Source organism: Pauljensenia sp. C0170B5 (assembly GCF_056590195.1).
In genome coordinates, this window is the sequence record NZ_JBWPVR010000015.1 from 1 (window position 1) to 19,110 (window position 19,110).

The window sequence follows — 19,110 nt, forward strand, 5'->3', positions numbered from 1 at the left end:
TTACAAGCACAAGAGAAACCAGCGCCCCATTCCTGTTAACCAAACCCCACCAAGTCCTCACCGACCACGCCGAAAAAACCCACGGACACTAACCCACGAGAAGAGAACGCCAAGCCAACAGGGAAAAGCAGCGACTGAGCGGAGGAGAGGACTAGAGAACTAGAGAGTCTGCACATCTGCTTAGTGACAGGTGGCACTAGTGCTGCATCTACAACTAAGTCGGCAGCATGCCAACATGACAAGACTGCAACTTGGCCGGCCACAGCACCGCGGCACGCCAGCACGGACGGACAGTGAAAACGTCGAATACAGTGCGGGTAAACCGTCGGCTACAGCGGCCACTCAGTGTTGATGTGCTCCACACGCCCCTTCGAGCGCAGGAATTCTTCAAAATGGATCGCCCATTCACGGTGCGCACGCTTCTCAAAGGCATGGACCTCGGCGCCACTCATGGTGGTGATCTGCGGATACGCGCGAGCGATCGCTGCCAACAGATCTAAGGTCATGGCAACATCAACTTCCGCAGTGTGCGCGTTTTCATCCAGCGGCACCCCGTATGCCGGTGCGAGAATAGCCAACGTTCGTTTGCCCCTTCGATAGCGATTGAGCGCCCGATCCAGCACGAGCGGATCCAGCAACGGCGCGGGTTCGCCCCCTAACCGTTCCGCGAGCGAGCCCGCACCATGACGCCGCAGCTCAGCATCAAGCAAACTCACGTCATACGAACCATTAAACGCAACAACCGGGAAGCCGTTCGACCAGTGATCGACCAGCGCAGAGGCAACCTCGTCAAGCACTTCGACGATTGGGCGGCCATGCTCGCGCGCATACGCGGTCGAAATCCCGTGAACCTCCGACGCCCTCGCGGGAATCTCGATGCCAGGATCGGCCAGCCACGTGCGCACCTCGTCTCTTCCAGCGTCCATCACACCGTGCTCGCGACGTACGAGGGCGGCCGTGACAAGTCGGTCTTCATCGACATTGACGCCGGTTGTTTCGAGGTCAAAGCCAAGCCACGGCTCATCGGTCCACGTCATTTTCTGCTCCTTTTGTTGTGCTGCCCTTGGCGAGCTGATCCACCCGCTGACAGGTCGATCTGTCAGTCGCTTAGTTGTGCTGCCTGTCGATGTCCAGTGTGCACTGAAGCGTGGGCATTTGTGAACTATCCCCGTGCTGAGCTGCACTATCATGACAGCGCTCATGTGAATCGAACACTACATCCACCCGGACAGCTAGGATCGAAGTGTGAGCTATGAAGTTGAAATCGGCAGAGGAAAACGCGGCCGGCGAGCCTATTCGCTCGATGACATCGCACTGATCCCAGCCAGACGCACCCGCGATCCTGAGGACGTCAACGTCGGCTGGCAAATTGACGCGTACCACGTGGATATCCCGATCATGGCAGCGCCCATGGACTCGGTGATGAGTCCGAAAACCGCGATCGAGTTCGGCAAACTCGGTGGAATTGGCGTGCTCGACCTCGACGGTCTGTGGACCCGGTACGAGGACGCAGACGCCGTCCTGGAAGAAATTGAACAGCTGGATGAAGAACACTCGATTGCACGCCTGCAGCAGATTTACTCCGAACCGATCAAGCCTGAGCTCATCACCGCGCGCCTGCAGGAAATCCGCCAGGCCGGAGTGGTAGTCGCCGGCAAATTGTCTCCCCAACGCACTCAGCGCTACTGGCGCTCGGTGGTCGAAGCGGGCGTGGATCTCTTTGTCATTCGCGGAACCACCGTTTCCGCAGAACACGTGTCCTCTCACCACGAGCCGCTCAACCTCAAGCGCTTCATTTACGAGCTGGATGTGCCGGTCATCGTTGGCGGCGTGTGCACCACGACCGCTGCCCTGCACCTCATGCGTACCGGCGCAGCGGGGGTTTTGGTTGGCTTTGGTGGGGGAGCGGCACATTCGACGCGCCAGTCCCTGGGTGTTCATGCTCCCACCGCAACAGCGATCGCCGATGTTGCGGCCGCGCGACGTGACTACATGGATGAGTCGGGCGGCCGATATGTGCATGTCATCGCCGATGGTGGTATTGGGCGCTCAGGCGACGTGACTAAGGCGATTGCCTGCGGTGCAGATGCGGTGATGCTGGGCGCCGCTTTGGCTCGCGCTGAGGAGGCTCCGGGCCGCGGATGGCATTGGGGCTCCGAGGCCACCCACCCGGACATGCCCAGAGGCCACCGCGCCTACGTCGGCACAGTCGGCTCGATGAAACAGATCCTCTACGGCCCTTCCACCAGGGCGGACGGTTCACTGAACTTCGTAGGCGCGTTGCGGCGCACGATGGCGTCGACCGGATTTTCGGAAGTCAAGGATCTGCAGCGTGTCGAAGTTGTGGTCAGCCCCTATACGCCCTCGTAGCCGCCCGCGGGCCGCTAAGAGATACACGCGCCGCGCAGTGGGCGGCCAGCTCCTACGCCCCTCGTAAACGCCTGCGTGTCGTTATTAAGGCCTGCGCACGGAAGGCCGACCCTTGCATAGCCTCGTACACCCCTCCGCTGCTTGTTTCAGACAACAGGTATCGTTTCGAGACAGCAAGTCACCCTCGTCAGTAATTGACGAGGGTGACTGCGTGAGCTCGCCGGGCGAAAACTCGCATGTGAGGCCCCTGAGGCACGGCGAGCGCTCCGTGAAGGAGCTTAGGGGTTAGTGTGAGCGGCGACGCGTGTACAGACCTGCGCCAGCGCCGAGCGTGACGAGCACAGCAGCTGCGGCCGCGAGCGGAATTGCGGTTGAGCCGGTGCGTGCCATTCCCGGACGGCTGGCAGCGTACTTCTTGTCGCCAGCATCGGTGCCTTGGCCCTTACCAGTGGTGTCGGGCTTGACCTGACCCTTACCGCCGGCAGGATCGGTGCCCTTTCCTTTGCCTTGGTCAGGGGTCTCTGACGTGGCGACGAATTGATTATCGACAGCCAGCGGCGCGGAATCAAAGCCAAGAGCATTGATCATCGTGTAGTACAGGTCGGACTGGTCGGTGCGACCCACAACGTTCTCAGCACCCGGGCCGGAGGCTGCGACGCGCAGCTGTGCACCGGTGTGTCCCTGGCCGCCGAGAGCCACGTCATCGTCGTTGCTTCCAGCGTTGGCGTAGTTGATCACCATGTCGGAGCCATCGGCTGTGCGCAGCTTGGTGGTGCGGCCGAATGTCTCGGTGCCCCCGCTGGTGATCTGGCTGGTATGCGCGTGATCAGCGGTTACCACAATCAAGGTCGGCTGGCCGCTGGTGGCGACCCAGTTCTGCGCCACCTGGATGGCCTGGTCGAGGTCGTCGAGCTCGCCGATCTGGCCGCATGCGTCAGCAGCATGATCGGCCTTGTCGATCGAGGCTGCCTCCACCTGCAGGAAGAAGCCCTTGTCGTTCTGCAGCAGGTTGATGGCCTTCTTAGTCATTGCTGCCAGTGTGGGGATCTCCGCGGTGCGCTCCGGGTTGAACTCACAGGACTGAGCCGTAAGCGAAGCGCCATCCGTGGTCGGAACCGTCTCGTTGAACATGCGGGGCATGTTGCCGGGGGAGAACAGTCCCAGAACAGGTGCATCCTGGTTGGCCTTGGTGACAGCATCAAGCTCATCGGCGGTGGTGACCACCTGGAAACCGTTGTCCCTGGCGTTGTCGACGACGGACTTGCCGGCAGTCCACTTCGTGGTGTCGCCCCATGTGCCGTCAACCTGAACTGTCTGGTCGAAGGCTTTTGCGCCACCGCCCAGTGTCACGTCAGCGCGCACGTCAACGAGCTGCTCGGAGATCGATCCGAGTCCGCCGTTTTCACGGAACTGCTTCAGGTACTCATCACCCTGGCAGGAGCTGCTGTTCTTGTCGTATTCAGGTCCGTAGCACTTGCGGTTCAGTGCGTGAACGGCAGCGCCGGCAGGTGTGGCGTCCTGGATTTCAGAGGTGGTGACGTTACCGGTCTTGTACCCGGCCGCTTTCGCCTTCTCCATCAGGTTTGACACAGCATTTCCCTGCAGGTCCACACCGATCGCGCCGTTGTAGGTCTTCGTGCCGGTCGACCATCCGGTTGCGGATGCAGCCGAGTCGGTCACGTAGTTGACTGTGCCGTCTTTATTGAGTGCGAAGTGCGTGTAGGAGCCTGTGTAGTCGAGATTGTCGACTCCGGGCAGGCGTCCGTTTGCACCGTACAGGTAGTTGCGCGCGGAGGTGATTTCCGAATCGCCCATGCCGTCTCCGATGAACAAGATGACGTTCTTGGCTTCGCCTTCAGAACCTGAACGCTGCGGGCCGTCTGCACCGTACTGTGAACATTCGCCGGCTGCGGGCACGTGAACCGTGCCGTCCTTTTCAACAATCCTGCAGGTGGTGAATGCATCCTGAGCGGGAACAGGCTTCGTCAACGTGCCTGTGGGCACGGCTGCGCGGGCGCTGGATCCGTTGCCTGCACGGTCCAGGTATGGGTTCATGTTCAGGGCATTGGCGATGGTGAAGAACAGGTCGGTTTGGTCGGTCTGACCCAGAACATTTTCTTCACCCGGACCGAAAGCAGCGACGCGCAACTGAGCGCCCGTGTGCTGCTGCGACCCGCTGGCATTCGTACCATACGCGATGCTCATGGTGGAATTGTCAGCGGTGAGCAGGCGCGTCACCGGGGAGACGTTGTCGGAACCATCAGCCACGATCTGGCTGGTGTGAGAGTGATCAGCAGTGACAAGAACCAGTGTCTCGCCGTCCTGCTTGGCAAAGTCGAGAGCGACCTTGGTAGCTTCGTCGAGACGCTTAGTTTCACCAATCTGGCCGCATGCGTCTGACGCGTGGTCGCGCTTGTCGATGGAGGCAGACTCGATCTGGAGGAAGAAGCCCTTATCGTTGTCCTTGTTCAGGAGTTCGATAGCTTTGTCGGTCATGGCTTCCAGTTCAGGCTCAGTGCCGATGTCCTGCTTCGTGCACTGGATGGCCTCGCCCTTCGCTCCGCCAATCGTGGCCTGTGACGGCGCGAAGGTGGTCGTCATGTTGCTTGGTGCGAAGAGGCCCAGAACAGGGGTATCTTGGTTAGCTACGGTAACCTGATTCAGTTCGTCAGCGGTGGTCACCACCTGGTAGCCATTGTTCTTGGCATTGTCGAGGACGCTTGCGCCCTTCGTCCAGGTAGTGTTGTACTTCGCGCTACCGGTCAGGAACGGGTTCGTATTGCCGGAATCAGCCATGACCTCTGTGTCGAAGAATGATGCGCCACCGCCGAGGGTGATGTCGGCGCGGGTATCGATGAGCTGCTCGGAAATGGAGCCCAGGCCGCCGTTAACGCGCTGATCTTCGGGGCACTTCGCTTTCTTCTTGCCGGATGGGGCGTAGCACGAGCGTGACGCCACGTGTGCGCCCATGACGGCAGGTGTTGCGTCCTGGATCTCTGACGTCGTGATGTTACCGGTGCGCATGCCCTTGTTCTTCGCCACTTCGATGAGGTTGGCGACGGGCTGACCCTTGATGTCAACGCTGATCGCATTGTTGTAGGTCTTCGTGCCTGTTGCCCATGCGGTACCCGATGCAGCTGAGTCGGTGACGTAGTTGAACGAGCCGTCCTTGTTGACCGAGTGGTGAGTGTACAGTCCCTCACTGGTCAGCTCGTCGATTCCTTCGAAACGGCCGGCAGCGCCGACGAGGTAGTTACGAGCAGCGGTGATTTCCTGCTGGCCCATGCCGTCGCCGATGATGAGAATAACGTTCTTTGCGTGAGCGTCAGTGCGTCCCTGACCCTCCACACCGTATTGCGCGCAATCGCCCGGCTGCAGAGCAACAACGTTGCCATTGGAGTCGAATGCAGTGCATTGTTCTGGTTTGTTGGTCTCATGCGTCGTGGGGGAGTCGGCGACACCTGCCGCCATGCACAGGGGTGTCAGAACCAGAGCCAGAGCACCGGTTCCACACGCCAGACCCACGCGCCGATTACGACGTGAATGCATCTTCCTGCCTTCATCTGGAGGTGTTACTGGATGTTCTTCGCTGCGCACGCAAGGAAAGGCAGAAGCGTAACGACGAACTATCTGTAGCAAAGCAGCCCAACGCAACAGTTCGGTGACACCGTGTAACAGAAAGGTAAACACTTCAAAACTATGCAGGTCACCAAGTGCCGCCTGACGAATCTGATGACGCTATCATTCAAGAAAGAACGCTGGTCACGCGTCCAGATGCCGTCTGTTCGTGGCGGTCTGGACCCCTCGACCGTCGACGATGATTGATCAATCACATGCGGTGCGCGCGGTCAAGGGTGAGATGACTGAAAGGACATGAGATGCCGGTTCGTCGCAAGCGCGCGTCAATGGCTGATGTCGCCAAACTTGCGGGTGTTTCCCCGCAGACCGTTTCACGCGTCTCGAACGGCGAACCCTACGTTGTCGACGACAAACGCCAACGAGTCTTCGAAGCGATGAAAGAACTGGGATACAGACCCAACAGTGCGGCACGCGCCATGAAACGCGGCTCGTTCGACACCCTGGGAGTGGTGTACTACTCCCTGCACGACGTTGGGAACTACCGTTCCCTTGAAGCCATTTCAGAGGCGGCAGCTGAGCGCGGATACGCCACCACGTTGATACCGCTTCAGGCGTCGACTCGGCGCGCCACTGACGGCGCATTCACCAAACTCGGTGAGATGACTGTGGACGCTGCCATTGCCATTATCCCGTCACAATTCCAGGATGACGCGGCTCTCCACCTGCCGCAGGGCATCCCGCTGGTCGTCCTCGGGCCACGCCTGTGGGACGAGGCAAGCGCCGTTGACTTCGAACAAACGTCAGGCGTGAGCGACGCCATGCATCACCTGATTGATCTGGGACACCGGCGCATTGACCATATCAGCGGACCGACGGACTCCTATTCCGCGCAGGCGCGACGCCGCATCTATGAAGCGGTACTGTCCGAATCTAAACTTCCAGCAGGACGCATCTGGCGCGGTGACTGGAGTCCACAATCGGGCTATCTGGCGTGCAGCGCGTTGCTTGACGCGGTGTGTGAGAAGCGCACAGACATGCCGACCGCCATCTTCGTGGCCAACGACCAGATGGCGCTGGGAGCATTTCGCGCCCTGCTAGAACGCGGTCTGCGCGTTCCCGAGGACGTTTCGCTGATCGGTTTTGACAATATTGACGAGGCAGTGGAGTTCCCGACGCCGCTGACCACAGTCATTCAAGACTGGGACAAAGTGGGAGCCAATGCTGTTGACCTTGCTATTGAGATGCTCAACGGTGGCGCACCGACACTGCGTTCAGTCCCAACCCGCCTCATCGTCCGCCAGTCAACGGCAGAGCCAGGTGGACAAGGCCGCCCTCGTCAATAGCCTGTGCGCGACGGAGGAGCAAGCGTGCTCGGGCAGGTACGATCCGCGCGACGGCAGACTGTGCGAGGCGCTTCACCGACAGTCCCACGAAAGTCCCTCGCCGAAGCGGGCAATATGACGGACAATAGGAACGACATAGTTTTCCACCCAAGGAGCTTTCATGACTGAATACCGTATCGAGCACGACACGATGGGTGAGGTTCGCGTCCCCGCCGACGCACTCTACCGCGCGCAGACGCAGCGAGCAGTGGAGAACTTCCCGATCTCGGGTGAGCGGCTGAACTCCCACCACATTGCGGCTCTGGGCGAAATCAAGCGCGCAGCGGCGCTGGCCAACCTGGAGCTCGGCGTGATCGACCAGGAAACGTCGGATGCCATCGTTGCCGCCGCCGATGAGGTCATCGCCGGTCAGCACGACGACAACTTCCCGATCGACATCTTCCAGACCGGCTCGGGCACGTCGTCAAACATGAACACCAACGAGGTGATCGCCACGCTGGCAACCCGTGCCTCCGGTAAGGAGATTCACCCGAACGACCACGTCAACGCCTCGCAGTCCTCCAACGACGTGTTCCCCTCTTCGATCCATATCGCCGCATATCAGGCGGTCGTTGAGGTGCTGCAGCCAGGACTGAAGAAACTGCACGCCTCGCTGGACGCCAAGGCGAAAGAGTTTGCCAATATCGTCAAGTCGGGCCGCACCCACCTGATGGATGCCACACCGATCATGCTGGGCCAGGAATTCTCCGGATATGCAGCACAGATCTCGCACGGCCTGGATCGCATTGAAGCAGCGCTGCCCCGCCTGGCTGAATTGCCGCTGGGCGGTACGGCCGTAGGCACCGGCATCAACACGCCGGAGGGCTTCTCGGCTCGAGTGATCGAACTGATCGCCGAGCACACCGGTTTGCCATTGCGCGAAGCAGACAACCACTTCGAGGCTCAGGCCGCTCAGGATTCGCTGGTCGAACTGTCGGGTGCGCTGCGCACGGTTGCTGTGTCGCTGGTGAAGATCGCCAACGATCTGCGGTGGATGGGCTCCGGCCCGCGCGCCGGTATTGGTGAGATTCACCTGCCCGACTTGCAGCCAGGCTCCTCAATCATGCCCGGCAAGGTCAATCCGGTTCTGCCTGAAGCAACTGTGCAGGTTGCCGCTCAGGTCATTGGCAACGATGCGGCGATCACGTTTGCCGGTTCGCAGGGCAACTTCGATCTGCTGGTGATGCTGCCCGTGATGGCCGCCAATCTGCTGCAGTCGATCAACATCGTGGGCAACGTGACGGCAGTACTGGCCGAACGCTGCATTGACGGCATCGTGGCGGACGAAGAGCGCTGTCTGACGCTGGCGCAGTCCTCACCGTCAATCGTGACGCCGCTGAACCGCCTGATCGGATACGAAAACGCTGCCAAGATCGCGAAGCACTCCGTCAAGAAGGGCATCACAGTGCGTGAGGCAGCCCTTGACCTGGGATTCGTGGAGCGTGGTGAGCTGACCGAAGAACAGCTGGACAAGGCTCTGGATGTTCACTCAATGACCGGTTCATTCTGATTCGTTGGTGAATCACACTGACTGAAGTCAGGAACGAGGGCGGCTCTGCTGAGTCGCCCTCGTTTTGTTGTCTGCGTGGCAGCTGAATCGCCGAGTGGTCGCATGCAAGCGACCACTCGGCAAAACCCCCGGCATCATCTGGCGTCATCCCGGTACTATCCCGGCAGCATCAGGAGACGGTACTGTGTCCGATGAGCATGACGAAGCGCCATGATTTCTCGCGCCTGCCCTGCGAAAGGACTAGCATGGAACGCGTCCTACCGACAGGTCAATTACCGTGCGGGTCTTGAGGAGAACACGTGCCCCCACCGAATCAGAAAGTGACATTCCAGCAGGCACGAGCAGCCCGCCTGGCTGTCGCCGCGCTGTTCTTCACGAACGGTGCCCTTTTTTCGAACCTGATACCCAGGTACCCTGAAATCAAAGACATCTTCGCGCTGTCTGATTCAATTTACGGTCTGACCATCGCACTGTTCCCACTGGGAGCAATCTGCGCAGGACCACTGGCGGGAGCGTTCATCCGCCGCTTTTCATCCGCTCGCACAGCATGCCTGGGAACCGTGGGGATCGGTGTATTCCTCTCAATCGTCGGACTGATCGCCACGTGGCGCGCTTCCCTTGGCGCGCAGGCAACCGGAACAACACTGGCCACTGCCGTCTACATACTGTACGCCGTCATGTTTTTCTCTGGCGGCGCGTTCGACTCCGTGACCGACGTGGGACAAAATGCCCACGGCCTGCGTGTACAGAAACTCTATGGGCGTTCCATCATTAATTCCTTCCACGCGGCGTGGTCCATCGGTGCAGTGGCTGGCGGCCTCATGGGCTCCCTCGCCACCTCGCTGCACATTCCGCTGGGCTGGCACCTGACCGGCTCATCACTGATCTTCATCATTGTCGGATTCACTGCGTACCGCTTCACCCTTCCCGGTAGCGATGACGTACCGGAGCGTATCGAACGCATCACCGACGCCGAATCAATGACATTGTCGGGACGCACAACACCGGGAGGCCCCGATATCGCCAGTGACCAAGCGGAATCAACTCAGACGCAGCAGGTACGTCCGGTGGCCGTCAGCACTCTTGTTGCCATCACAACGCTGACATTCCTGTCGATCTCAGGAACGCTGGTTGAAGACGCCGGAAACGCGTGGTCCGCTCTGATTATGCGCGACTATCTGGGGATCCCCGGTGGAGCTGCAGGACTCGCGTTTGTCGTGCTGCTCTTCTCGCAGGCCATCGGCCGAATCGTTGCTGACAAAGTGATCGACGCGATCGGTGCGCGCGGGACGAGTTTCATAGGCGGTGCCATGGTGCTTGTCGGCGGTGTTGTTGCCTTCGTCTACCCGCATGTGGCCACGATGATCCTCGCGATGGTTCTTGCCGGTGCGGGATGCTCGGCAATTGTGCCAATCGCCATGAACGCGGCAGACAACATTCCCAGGATGAAAACAGGTAGTGGACTGACAATCGTGACGTGGTTGATGCGCTTGGCGTTTCTGCTGTCGCCGCCGATCATGGGCATGATTGTTGAAGCTACTTCGTTGCGGGCAGTGCTGGCCGTGCTTGCCGTCAGTGGCGCATTGACATTGGCGACGGCGTGGATCATTGCCCCTCGCGATCGACGAGGGCGACTGAGCTAAGCCGCCGCACTTCCAGCGAAGCGCCTGTGCCTCTCAGTGAGCAGCAGCGCTGGGCGCGGCTCAGTCAGAGTCAGAATTAGAGTCAGAATCCACGTCAGATTCTGATGCCACAGCTGCGCGTGCCGCAGACTTCGCTCCAGCACGCGCCAACCATTGCACCAGTGCAGCGGTGAACAGACCCATGCAGATCAGGATCAGGACAAAAGAAGAAAAATCGTCGCCCATAAACAACAACGTCATGATGATTGCAATGGAGTGGACGGCACAGATGATACCGGCGGCACCGACCAGTGGCCACGCTGCACGATGAGCGGCACGCCATGCGCTTTCGCTGACGCGCGCTTCTTCAATCGGGATACCCCACGATGATCCCATGGGGAGGCCAGGGCGTCGAATACGCCGGGCCTGGTTGATAAGGTAGCCGCCGGCAGCCAGCAAAATAGCCGCGCTGACCCACGCGAAGATGGTGAAAACAGCTAGAGCCATGTCTCCGTACTTTCTGTATCAATGCGCAGGGCAGCGATCACATCTGTGCGCAGCACCATCGGTTCATCGTTCCTCCTCCGAATATCAGAGGAAGGGAATCCGGTCACGCCCCGAGGAGCCAGATCCGAGAGGAATACCTCAGACATGTCTCCTCAGGAGCGCTTCCGGAAACCTGTTCTTTCAGTCGTGCTGAGCCAGGCTCAGAGCCTGACGTGCAATCGCCAGCTCCTCGTTGGTGGGGTAGCACAAAACGGTGACTGACGAATCAGGGTGTGACAGGACGATCGGAGCCTTGACATGCCAGTTTTCCCAGTTCAGATCATGGTTGATCTTCACACCGAACGGTGCGAGGGCATCACATAGCTCTTCACGCACGCCCGGATCGTTTTCGCCAATGCCAGCGGTAAACGTCAAGGCGTCCAGTCCGCCCAGCTCCGTCCAGTACGCGCCCACATACTTTACCAGGCGATGAATGTACACATCCATGCCCGCGCGTGCGCGCTTGGAAATCTCCTCAGGACCGTTTTCAATGAGCTCCCAGTTGGTGCGCATGTCAGCTTCGCCGGTCATGCCCTTCATGCCGGAGCGCTTGTTGAGGAATTCGTCAACCTGATCGACTGTCATGCCAGCTTCGCGCTGCAGGTGGAACACAACAGCTGGATCGATGTCGCCTGAACGAGTGCCCATCACCAGGCCCTCCAGAGGCGTCAACCCCATCGAGGTGTCGATCGCGCGCCCGCTGTCCACGGCCGAGGCCGACGCGCCGTTGCCCAGGTGCAGCACAATCTGCTTGAGGTCATCGCGGCCCAGCATCTTGGAAACCTCTTCGGAGACGAACTGGTGAGACGTGCCATGAGCACCATAGCGGCGAATACCGTACTGGCGGGCAACATCGCGGTCAATCGCATACATTGCCGACGCCTCGGGCAGATGCTGGAAGAACGCGGTGTCAAAGACTGCCACGTGCGGTACGTCGGGCATCAGCTCACGCGCAACATCGATGCCTTTGAGGTGTGCAGGGTTGTGCAACGGTGCCAGTGTGCACAGCTTTTCAATCAACGCGCGCACATGATCGTCCACCAGTGCGGGCCCATCGAAGTAGGATCCGCCCTGCACGATTCGGTGGCCAACGGCCACAATCCCAGCTTCAGCAAGCGTGGGGCCAACCTCGTCAAAAATGGCGAGAACCTTCTGCAGCCCATCACCGTGATCGGGGACCGGCTCTTTACGAACGAGTTCCTCGCCCGCATGCTTGTGCGTGATGATGCCGACCGGCTCACCGATTCGTTCGACGATTCCTTTGGCGAGGACGTCTCCCGACACGGGGTTGATCAGCTGATATTTAATGGAGGACGATCCGGAGTTGATGACCAGAACTGTGGACACGCGGGTGGCCTTTCGTTGGAAGTTTCCGTAAATAGTGACAAATGGGATCCGGTGGTGCGCCTGGAGTGGCGGCGCACCACCTGACTACTGCTCAGCCTTGTGCCTGGACAGCGGTCAGAGCGATGGTGTTGACGATGTCTTCCACCAAAGCTCCTCGAGACAAATCGTTGACGGGCTTGTTCAGCCCCTGCAGCACCGGGCCGACAGCCACGGCGCCAGACGAGCGCTGGACGGCCTTGTAGCCGATATTGCCGGCATTCAGTGACGGGAAGATGAACACGTTCGCCTGTCCGGCAACATCAGAATCGGGCGCCTTCTTGGCGGCAACCGCCGGATCCACCGCAGCATCGAACTGAATCGGGCCTTCGATGGCCAGCTCGGGGGCCTTTTCTCGGGCAAGACGCGTGGCCTCCACAGTTGCGTCGATATCGGGGCCGGAGCCGGACGTGCCCGTCGAGTAGGACAGCATTGCGACGCGCGGTTCCACGCCGAATTGCTCGGCAGTCTTAGCCGATGAAATCGCGATGTCAGCGATCTGTTCTGGCGTGGGATTCGGGTTGACGGCGCAGTCACCAAAGACCCACACGCGATCCTTCATCAGCATGAGGAACACGGAGGAAACGATCGACACGCCCGGTGCCGTCTTGATGATCTGGAAGGAGGGCACAATCGTGTGAGCCGTGGTGTGAGCTGCACCGGACACCATGCCGTCAGCATCGCCCATGTGCACCATCATCGTGCCGAAGTAGGACACGTCGCGGATCTTCTCGCGGGCCTGCTCAATGGTGACGCCCTTCTTAGCGCGCAGGCGAGCAAACTCTTCGGCGTACTTTTCGACCAGTTCAGCATCGTCGAGTGCCACTACTCGCGCGCCTGCGATGTCAAGGTTGAGCTGCTGTGCGCGCTCGCGGATGGCAGCCTCATCGCCCAGCAGAATAATGTCGGCAATGCCCAGTTCGAGCACCTCAGCAGCCGCCTGCAGGACGCGATCGTCATCAGGCTCAGGAAGGACGATGCGCTGGCGATCGGCGCGGGCACGATCAATGAGGTCAGCCTGGAACGACACAGGGGTCACGACGCCTGCCAGTTCTGCCGAGGTAATCTGCTCCACGGTGTTCTGGTCGAGGCGGTCCGAAATGACGGGAATCTGCTCGCATGAAACCGATTCGGCGCGCACACCCGGCACGATCAGTGCCACGACTTGCGCGTGATGGGCTCTGGCTCGAGCGCATGCCGCCTGGGCCTGCACGCTCACGAGGTCAGCAGGGACGCCCTCGGCATCGAGGACGAGGATGACGCGCGCACCTACGGAGGCTGCGACGTCAAGGCTCCATCCGATTGAATCGAAAGTGGGCACTGCGGAAAAGTCTGCATGTTCGAGCAGGGTTACGTCGGATGAATCGGCGCGAACGGCGTTGATGACGTGAGCGAAAGCTGAAGCGGAGTCCTGCGCAACCTCTGTGATGGAAGTGTCCAGGAGGGTGTCCGCACGGGTCACTGAGTGGTCCTTTTCCAGTGCAGATACGAGGTCATCGCATATCTGTGTAGCGTTGACGGTAGGTTCGGGTTGAATGACGAGGTAGCGGTCGGTCACTGTCTCTCCTAGCTCTACTACGAGGAAGTCCCTCACCGGATTCGCGACGACGGGACACTGGTTTCATGGTATCGCCGCGAGCGTGACCCATGCCGTAATCTTGGGGCAAAACGTTGTGGATGTGCCCACGTTTGGGGCACTTCAGTGGTGTGCGTCTCCTTTTGAGGTCTTTGTGATGGATGGGTGCGCGACGCTTGGATGGTTCGTGTGTGCTGCCTTGTTCAGGTGGCGTGCACGGTGCCGACTCTGTCACTTGATGTGGCGCAGTAGGTGTGACGAAGCAGAGCCGATACAGTAAAGGCAATGAGTACATCTGAAGCCGGCTCCGAGCACGGTCGGACGCATCCGCTCGATCGTCGCGTGAACGCGATACTGCGAACCGCGACGATTATTTTGACGTGCCTCGGCGTGGTGACGATGGTGGTCTTCACGCTGTTCGACCATCCGCATCGGACGGTGGTTGTGCTGATTGTGATGTTGTATGCCTTTGCTGTAACGCGGGCGATATGGCCAACTCCTGTGTGGTTCGGTTCGCGTCGCCGCTTCTTCGACGTCGCGTTGTACGCCGGTTTGGCGAGCGCCATCTGGTTCCTCTCGCCCTTTACTGCGACCGTCGCCAGCTAGGTGTGGCGAGCTCTGCCAGTCGGACTCCTTCGCCACCGAAAGCTCGGGTGCCACGCGCGAAGCCGGCCATCGAGAGCAAAAACCTGCCAGAGTGCTGAAAGATATCTCGATATCGAGTAATCTTCTTTTTAGGTGAACCACATCACCGCGCGCGCTGCAGATGGCGTGCTGATTGCGAAGATCTGAAGACCGTAAGGAGCAGTCCGACAATGTCAACCATTAAGGTACAAGGACCAATCGTCGAACTTGACGGCGATGAAATGACACGGATCATCTGGCAATTCATCAAAGATCGCCTCATCCACCCGTACTTGGACGTCGACTTGCGCTACTACGACCTGTCGATCCAGAACCGCGATGCCACCGACGACCAGGTGACGATCGATGCAGCGCACGCTATCCAGGAACACGGTGTCGGCGTCAAATGCGCCACCATCACTCCTGACGAGGCGCGTGTCGAAGAATTCGGTTTGAAGAAGATGTGGCGTTCTCCCAACGGCACGATTCGCAACATCCTCGGTGGCGTCATTTTCCGCGAACCCATCATCATCTCGAACGTTCCGCGCCTTGTTCCTGGATGGACCAAGCCAATCGTTGTGGGACGTCACGCATTTGGCGATCAGTACCGCGCAACAGACTTCAAGATCCCCTCGGCCGGCACGGTCACGATTACCTTTACCCCTGAAGACGGATCTGAGCCCATCGAACATGAGGTCGTCAAGGTGCCCGAGGGTGGCGGCGTTGCCATGGGCATGTACAACTTCAACGAATCGATTGCCGACTTTGCGCGCGCCTCATTCGCATACGGACTGCAGCGCGGATACCCCGTCTACCTGTCAACGAAGAACACCATTTTGAAGGCCTACGATGGAGCCTTTAAAGACATCTTCCAGGACATTTTCGACCGCGAATTCAAGGCCGAGTTTGAAAAAGCGGGTCTGACGTACGAGCACCGTCTGATCGACGACATGGTGGCCTCGTCACTGAAGTGGGAAGGCGGGTACATCTGGGCGTGTAAGAACTATGACGGAGACGTCCAATCCGACACCGTTGCACAGGGATTCGGCTCCCTGGGCCTCATGACGTCAGTTCTGCTCACCCCAGATGGCAAGACGATGGAGGCCGAGGCCGCTCACGGAACAGTTACGCGCCACTACCGTCAGCATCAGGCTGGCAAGCCGACTTCCACCAACCCGATTGCCTCGATTTTCGCGTGGACCCGAGGCCTGGCACACCGCGGCAAGCTGGACTCAACGCCGGAAGTGACCGAGTTTGCGCAGACCCTTGAAGACGTCGTTATCAAGACTGTCGAGGGCGGCCAAATGACGAAGGATCTGGCACGACTGATCGGACCGGATCAGCAGTGGTTGACAACGGAAGAGTTCCTGACAGCTCTGGACGAAAACTTGCAGGCGCGATTGAAGTAGCTCGTAGCTGTTACCTGAAGGAGCGGCGCAGTGTCCACGGCAGATGCTGCGCCGCTCTTTCATGCGGTGTGTCGATGTATGCCGCGGCCTGTCGTGTAGGTGTGCATAGTCGGTGTCCTGTGCTGGTGTGCATAGTCGGTGCACTCGCGCGCAGTCTCGCAAAGGGTTAATCGCACTCAGGCCCATCGGCTAAGTCGGTGCACTCGCGCGCAGTCCTCGTCTACTACGCATTGTTGGCGCCCTCCCATATACCCACCTGTCGATCTGATGCGAGACCACTCCTCCCATCCCCGCCACTTACACAACTGTCGATCTGGGCGGCTGAACTGGTAACTCTTTTTCAGGCGAACCGCTCTGAACTGCATCGATGGTGATGAAAGCTGATCAGGTCACCCTCGTACCTCGTCCTGATCGACAGAAGGGGGGCGAAGGGGGCGAAGAGGGCAAAGAGAAGGAGAGGGGTGAAAAAGGCAACGACGTGAGGGGGCAGAGGAATGAAGAGGGGCGAGGGGAAAGTGAGGGGGAAAGAAACGGGCGAAGGGAGGAACGCGTGTCGCAATGGTGAAGCGAGAATTCACTGGCGCCGCGTTGGCCGTCACTGACACGATGAGCGGGCAATTGCGAGATGCCCCGTCGGGCCAATTGACGGTAGTCTAGTTACGGGCATGCTGAACTTCGTGACCTGCGAGGCCAGCAACGCAGATGCACCGGTACGATTTTGGAGGAACTTCATGTCGACTGAGCCAACCAGCACCGAGGCAATGACCCTCGATAATTCGTCGAATACGCATGATCCCAATACGCCGCAGGTCGACACAGATCCTGATGCTCCGCGAATCGGCGTCCTCACGTCTGGTGGTGACGCTCCAGGAATGAACGGAGCCGTGCGCGCCGTTGTTCGCAGCTGCCTGGCCCGCGGGGCGCACCCCTACGCCATTATGGAAGGGTGGGCAGGTGCTGTCAGCGGCGGAGACGCCATCAAGGAAATGGGATGGTCAGACGCGTCAGGCATCCTCGCTGAAGGCGGAACCATCATCGGCACAGCGAGGTGCGACGAATTCCGCGAGTACGAGGGGCGCCACCGCGCAGTCCTGAACCTTGTCAGGAACGGAATCGACCGGCTCGTCACCATCGGCGGCGACGGCTCCCTGTCAGGCTCAGAAGAATTTCAGGACGAGTGGCCCCAACACATCCGTGAGCTTCGCGACGAGGGGGAAATCAGCGATGAGGACGCCCGCCGCCATGAGTACCTTCGGGTGGTCGGCCTGGTTGGATCCATCGACAACGACCTGGTCGGCACAGATATGACGATCGGTGCGGACACCGCGCTGCACCGCATCATCGACGCCATCGACCACATATCCTCCACCGCTGCATCGCACCAACGTACCTTCATCATCGAAGTAATGGGCAGGCATTGTGGGTACCTCCCGCTCATGTCGGCAGTGGCAGGCGGCGCGGATTATGTATTTACGCCGGAAAACCCGGCAGGCCCCGGCTGGCAGGAAGACATGTGCTCCAAGCTCCTCGCAGGACGCGCAGCCGGACGACGCGAATCGATGATCCTCGTCGCAGAAGGAGCCACCGACCAAGACGGCGAACCAATCACCACGCAAAACGTGGCCGACGCGTTACGTGAAGGAACAGGCGAAGACCCCCGCATCACAATCCCGGGCCACACTCAGCGAGGCGGATCACCCTCGGCATACGACCGTTGGATGTCGACACTGCTCGGATACGCAGCCGTCCAGGAACTTGTGAAAGCAGGCGACGATTTTTCCCCATGTGTGCTGGGCGTGCGCCACAATCGCGTCACTCGTATTCCGCTCACCAGAGCAATTAAACGCACACGCTCCGTCAAAGCGATGATCGCGGCTGGCGACTACACGGCAGCGCAGCAGGCGCGAGGTTCCTCGTTCTCAACCATGCTGGAAGTCAATGAGATACTGTCAGCGCCTCCGGTTGACATCACGATTGCAGACGACGCGAAACGAGTCGCGATCCTGCATGTCGGCGGACTGGCACCTGGTATGAACACTGCAGCTCGCGCAGCGGTTCGTCTGGGTATCGCACGAGGCTGGCGGATGCTGGGCGTTGACGGATCATGGTCAGGCCTGATGGATGGGAGAGTCCGCGATCTCACGTGGTCAGACGTAGAAGGCTGGGCCTTCCACGGTGGTGCGGAGCTGGGCACTCGCCGCGCGATTCCGACAGTGGAACAGTTCTATGAGATTGGCCGTGCAATCGAACGCAACCGCATCGACGCCCTCGTCATTATCGGAGGACTGAACGCGTACCTGGCAGTCCAACATATGACTGCTGAGCGGGTACGATACCCAGCGTTCAAGATTCCGATGATCCTGGTGCCGGCCTCAATTGACAACAATCTTCCCGGCGCGGAGCTGTCTATTGGTGCTGACACCGCGCTGAACAATGCTGTGTGGGCGCTGGACCGTATCAAGGAATCGGCTGCCGCATCGAGGCGCTGCTTTGTTGCCGAGACGATGGGCAGACGTTGCGGCTACCTCACCCTCATGGCCGCGATGGCAACCGGCGCCGAATACGCCTACATCCATGAGCGCAATTTCGACCTGGCCGATCTGGACAAGGACGCCAAGCGCATGCGCAGAGCGTTCGAAGAAGGTCGGCGCCTGTTCCTGGTGGTTGTCAATGAAGAAGTGTCCGCGCATTATGACCGAGAATTCCTCGCCTCAGTGTTCGAAGCTGAAGGTCAAGGGCTTTTCGACGTGCGTGACTCCGCCCTCGGCCATCTGCAGCAGGGAGGAGCACCGACTCCCTTTGACCGACTGCTCGCCACAAGGCTCGTGTATTACGCATTGAAGCACCTGGCTGAACAGTTTGATGCTGATGACCACCGCGCGGTCTATATCGGGATGATTGAAAACGACATTGAGGCGCGGCCGGTAGAATCAATGTCAGCTGATTTGGACTCTGAGAACCGCAGGCCAATTGAACAATGGTGGCTCGAACTGCTGCCCGTGCTGTCTGCCGTATCCTTGGAGCATTCAGATACACCACTGACCGACGTGTCGATCTCGCTGGCTGAGCCTGTTCCAGCTGATGGCGAGTGAGCGCTGCGGCACTGTGA

Annotated in this window: 13 protein-coding genes; 7 read left to right on the forward strand and 6 right to left on the reverse strand. The window is 59.6% G+C overall.

Going from position 1 to position 19,110, the window contains the following annotated elements; genetic code table 11:
• Nucleotides 1–329 precede the first annotated feature (329 nt).
• Nucleotides 330–1,037, reverse strand: coding sequence for an exonuclease domain-containing protein (locus AC1EJZ_RS10840; RefSeq protein WP_092648760.1), 708 nt, complete (start codon nucleotides 1,035–1,037; stop codon nucleotides 330–332).
• Nucleotides 1,038–1,245: 208 nt separating this feature from the next.
• Here AC1EJZ_RS10840 and AC1EJZ_RS10845 point away from each other — a divergent pair, with 208 nt between their 5' ends.
• Entirely contained in the window at nucleotides 1,246–2,370 is a 1,125-nt protein-coding gene (locus tag AC1EJZ_RS10845) for a GuaB3 family IMP dehydrogenase-related protein (RefSeq protein ID WP_092648759.1), read from the forward strand.
• 285 nt (nucleotides 2,371–2,655) lie between these two features.
• Here the strand turns inward: AC1EJZ_RS10845 and phoA are convergent, their stop codons facing one another.
• Nucleotides 2,656–5,919 carry an alkaline phosphatase gene (gene phoA / locus AC1EJZ_RS10850; protein ID WP_480294932.1) on the reverse strand — a complete coding sequence of 1,088 codons (3,264 nt, stop codon included), beginning with the start codon at nucleotides 5,917–5,919 and terminating at the stop codon, nucleotides 2,656–2,658.
• A gap of 329 nt (nucleotides 5,920–6,248) precedes the next feature.
• Here phoA and AC1EJZ_RS10855 point away from each other — a divergent pair, with 329 nt between their 5' ends.
• The 3 genes from AC1EJZ_RS10855 to AC1EJZ_RS10865 all read left to right on the forward strand — a co-directional run bounded on the left by AC1EJZ_RS10855 (nucleotide 6,249) and on the right by AC1EJZ_RS10865 (nucleotide 10,484).
• The gene (locus AC1EJZ_RS10855) at nucleotides 6,249–7,292 is read left to right on the forward strand and encodes a LacI family DNA-binding transcriptional regulator (RefSeq protein WP_480294933.1); all 1,044 of its coding nucleotides are present in this window, start codon (nucleotides 6,249–6,251) and stop codon (nucleotides 7,290–7,292) included.
• A 160-nt stretch (nucleotides 7,293–7,452) separates the two neighbouring features.
• On the forward strand, nucleotides 7,453–8,841 hold the full coding sequence (locus AC1EJZ_RS10860) for a class II fumarate hydratase (RefSeq protein WP_058237111.1): 1,389 nt from the start codon (nucleotides 7,453–7,455) through the stop codon (nucleotides 8,839–8,841).
• 299 nt (nucleotides 8,842–9,140) lie between these two features.
• A complete protein-coding gene (locus tag AC1EJZ_RS10865) occupies nucleotides 9,141–10,484 on the forward strand; it encodes an MFS transporter (RefSeq protein ID WP_092648756.1) in 1,344 nt (447 codons plus the stop codon).
• A 60-nt stretch (nucleotides 10,485–10,544) separates the two neighbouring features.
• Here AC1EJZ_RS10865 and AC1EJZ_RS10870 read toward each other — a convergent pair whose 3' ends face one another.
• From AC1EJZ_RS10870 to pta, 4 genes are all read right to left on the reverse strand, one after another.
• The gene (locus AC1EJZ_RS10870; protein WP_092648755.1) at nucleotides 10,545–10,970 is read right to left on the reverse strand and encodes a hypothetical protein; all 426 of its coding nucleotides are present in this window, start codon (nucleotides 10,968–10,970) and stop codon (nucleotides 10,545–10,547) included.
• On the reverse strand, nucleotides 10,961–11,116 hold the full coding sequence (locus AC1EJZ_RS10875) for a hypothetical protein (RefSeq protein ID WP_157886380.1): 156 nt from the start codon (nucleotides 11,114–11,116) through the stop codon (nucleotides 10,961–10,963). The genes AC1EJZ_RS10870 and AC1EJZ_RS10875 overlap by 10 nt, the downstream gene beginning before the upstream one ends.
• Nucleotides 11,117–11,150: 34 nt before the next feature.
• Nucleotides 11,151–12,356 carry an acetate/propionate family kinase gene (locus AC1EJZ_RS10880; protein ID WP_058237108.1) on the reverse strand — a complete coding sequence of 402 codons (1,206 nt, stop codon included), beginning with the start codon at nucleotides 12,354–12,356 and terminating at the stop codon, nucleotides 11,151–11,153.
• A gap of 91 nt (nucleotides 12,357–12,447) precedes the next feature.
• Nucleotides 12,448–13,950 carry a phosphate acetyltransferase gene (gene pta, locus AC1EJZ_RS10885; RefSeq protein ID WP_480294934.1) on the reverse strand — a complete coding sequence of 501 codons (1,503 nt, stop codon included), beginning with the start codon at nucleotides 13,948–13,950 and terminating at the stop codon, nucleotides 12,448–12,450.
• Between the two features lie 303 nt (nucleotides 13,951–14,253).
• On the opposite strand from pta, the gene AC1EJZ_RS10890 reads away from it, so the two are divergent.
• From AC1EJZ_RS10890 to AC1EJZ_RS10900, 3 genes are all read left to right on the forward strand, one after another.
• Complete coding sequence (locus AC1EJZ_RS10890; protein WP_480294936.1) at nucleotides 14,254–14,574, forward strand: DUF3017 domain-containing protein; 321 nt, start codon at nucleotides 14,254–14,256, stop codon at nucleotides 14,572–14,574.
• Between the two features lie 209 nt (nucleotides 14,575–14,783).
• Complete coding sequence (locus AC1EJZ_RS10895; protein ID WP_480294937.1) at nucleotides 14,784–16,001, forward strand: NADP-dependent isocitrate dehydrogenase; 1,218 nt, start codon at nucleotides 14,784–14,786, stop codon at nucleotides 15,999–16,001.
• Between the two features lie 731 nt (nucleotides 16,002–16,732).
• Nucleotides 16,733–19,093 carry a 6-phosphofructokinase gene (locus AC1EJZ_RS10900; protein ID WP_227469036.1) on the forward strand — a complete coding sequence of 787 codons (2,361 nt, stop codon included), beginning with the start codon at nucleotides 16,733–16,735 and terminating at the stop codon, nucleotides 19,091–19,093.
• Nucleotides 19,094–19,110 lie beyond the last annotated feature (17 nt).

Coding starts and splice junctions, on each gene's coding strand:
- AC1EJZ_RS10840 (WP_092648760.1), bottom strand. CDS start 1,037: ATGACGTGGACCGATGAGCCGTGGCTTGGCTTTGACCTCGAAACAACC.
- phoA (WP_480294932.1), bottom strand. CDS start 5,919: ATGCATTCACGTCGTAATCGGCGCGTGGGTCTGGCGTGTGGAACCGGT.
- AC1EJZ_RS10855 (WP_480294933.1), top strand. CDS start 6,249: ATGCCGGTTCGTCGCAAGCGCGCGTCAATGGCTGATGTCGCCAAACTT.
- AC1EJZ_RS10860 (WP_058237111.1), top strand. CDS start 7,453: ATGACTGAATACCGTATCGAGCACGACACGATGGGTGAGGTTCGCGTC.
- AC1EJZ_RS10870 (WP_092648755.1), bottom strand. CDS start 10,970: ATGGCTCTAGCTGTTTTCACCATCTTCGCGTGGGTCAGCGCGGCTATT.
- AC1EJZ_RS10875 (WP_157886380.1), bottom strand. CDS start 11,116: ATGTCTGAGGTATTCCTCTCGGATCTGGCTCCTCGGGGCGTGACCGGA.
- AC1EJZ_RS10890 (WP_480294936.1), top strand. CDS start 14,254: ATGAGTACATCTGAAGCCGGCTCCGAGCACGGTCGGACGCATCCGCTC.
- AC1EJZ_RS10895 (WP_480294937.1), top strand. CDS start 14,784: ATGTCAACCATTAAGGTACAAGGACCAATCGTCGAACTTGACGGCGAT.
- AC1EJZ_RS10900 (WP_227469036.1), top strand. CDS start 16,733: ATGTCGACTGAGCCAACCAGCACCGAGGCAATGACCCTCGATAATTCG.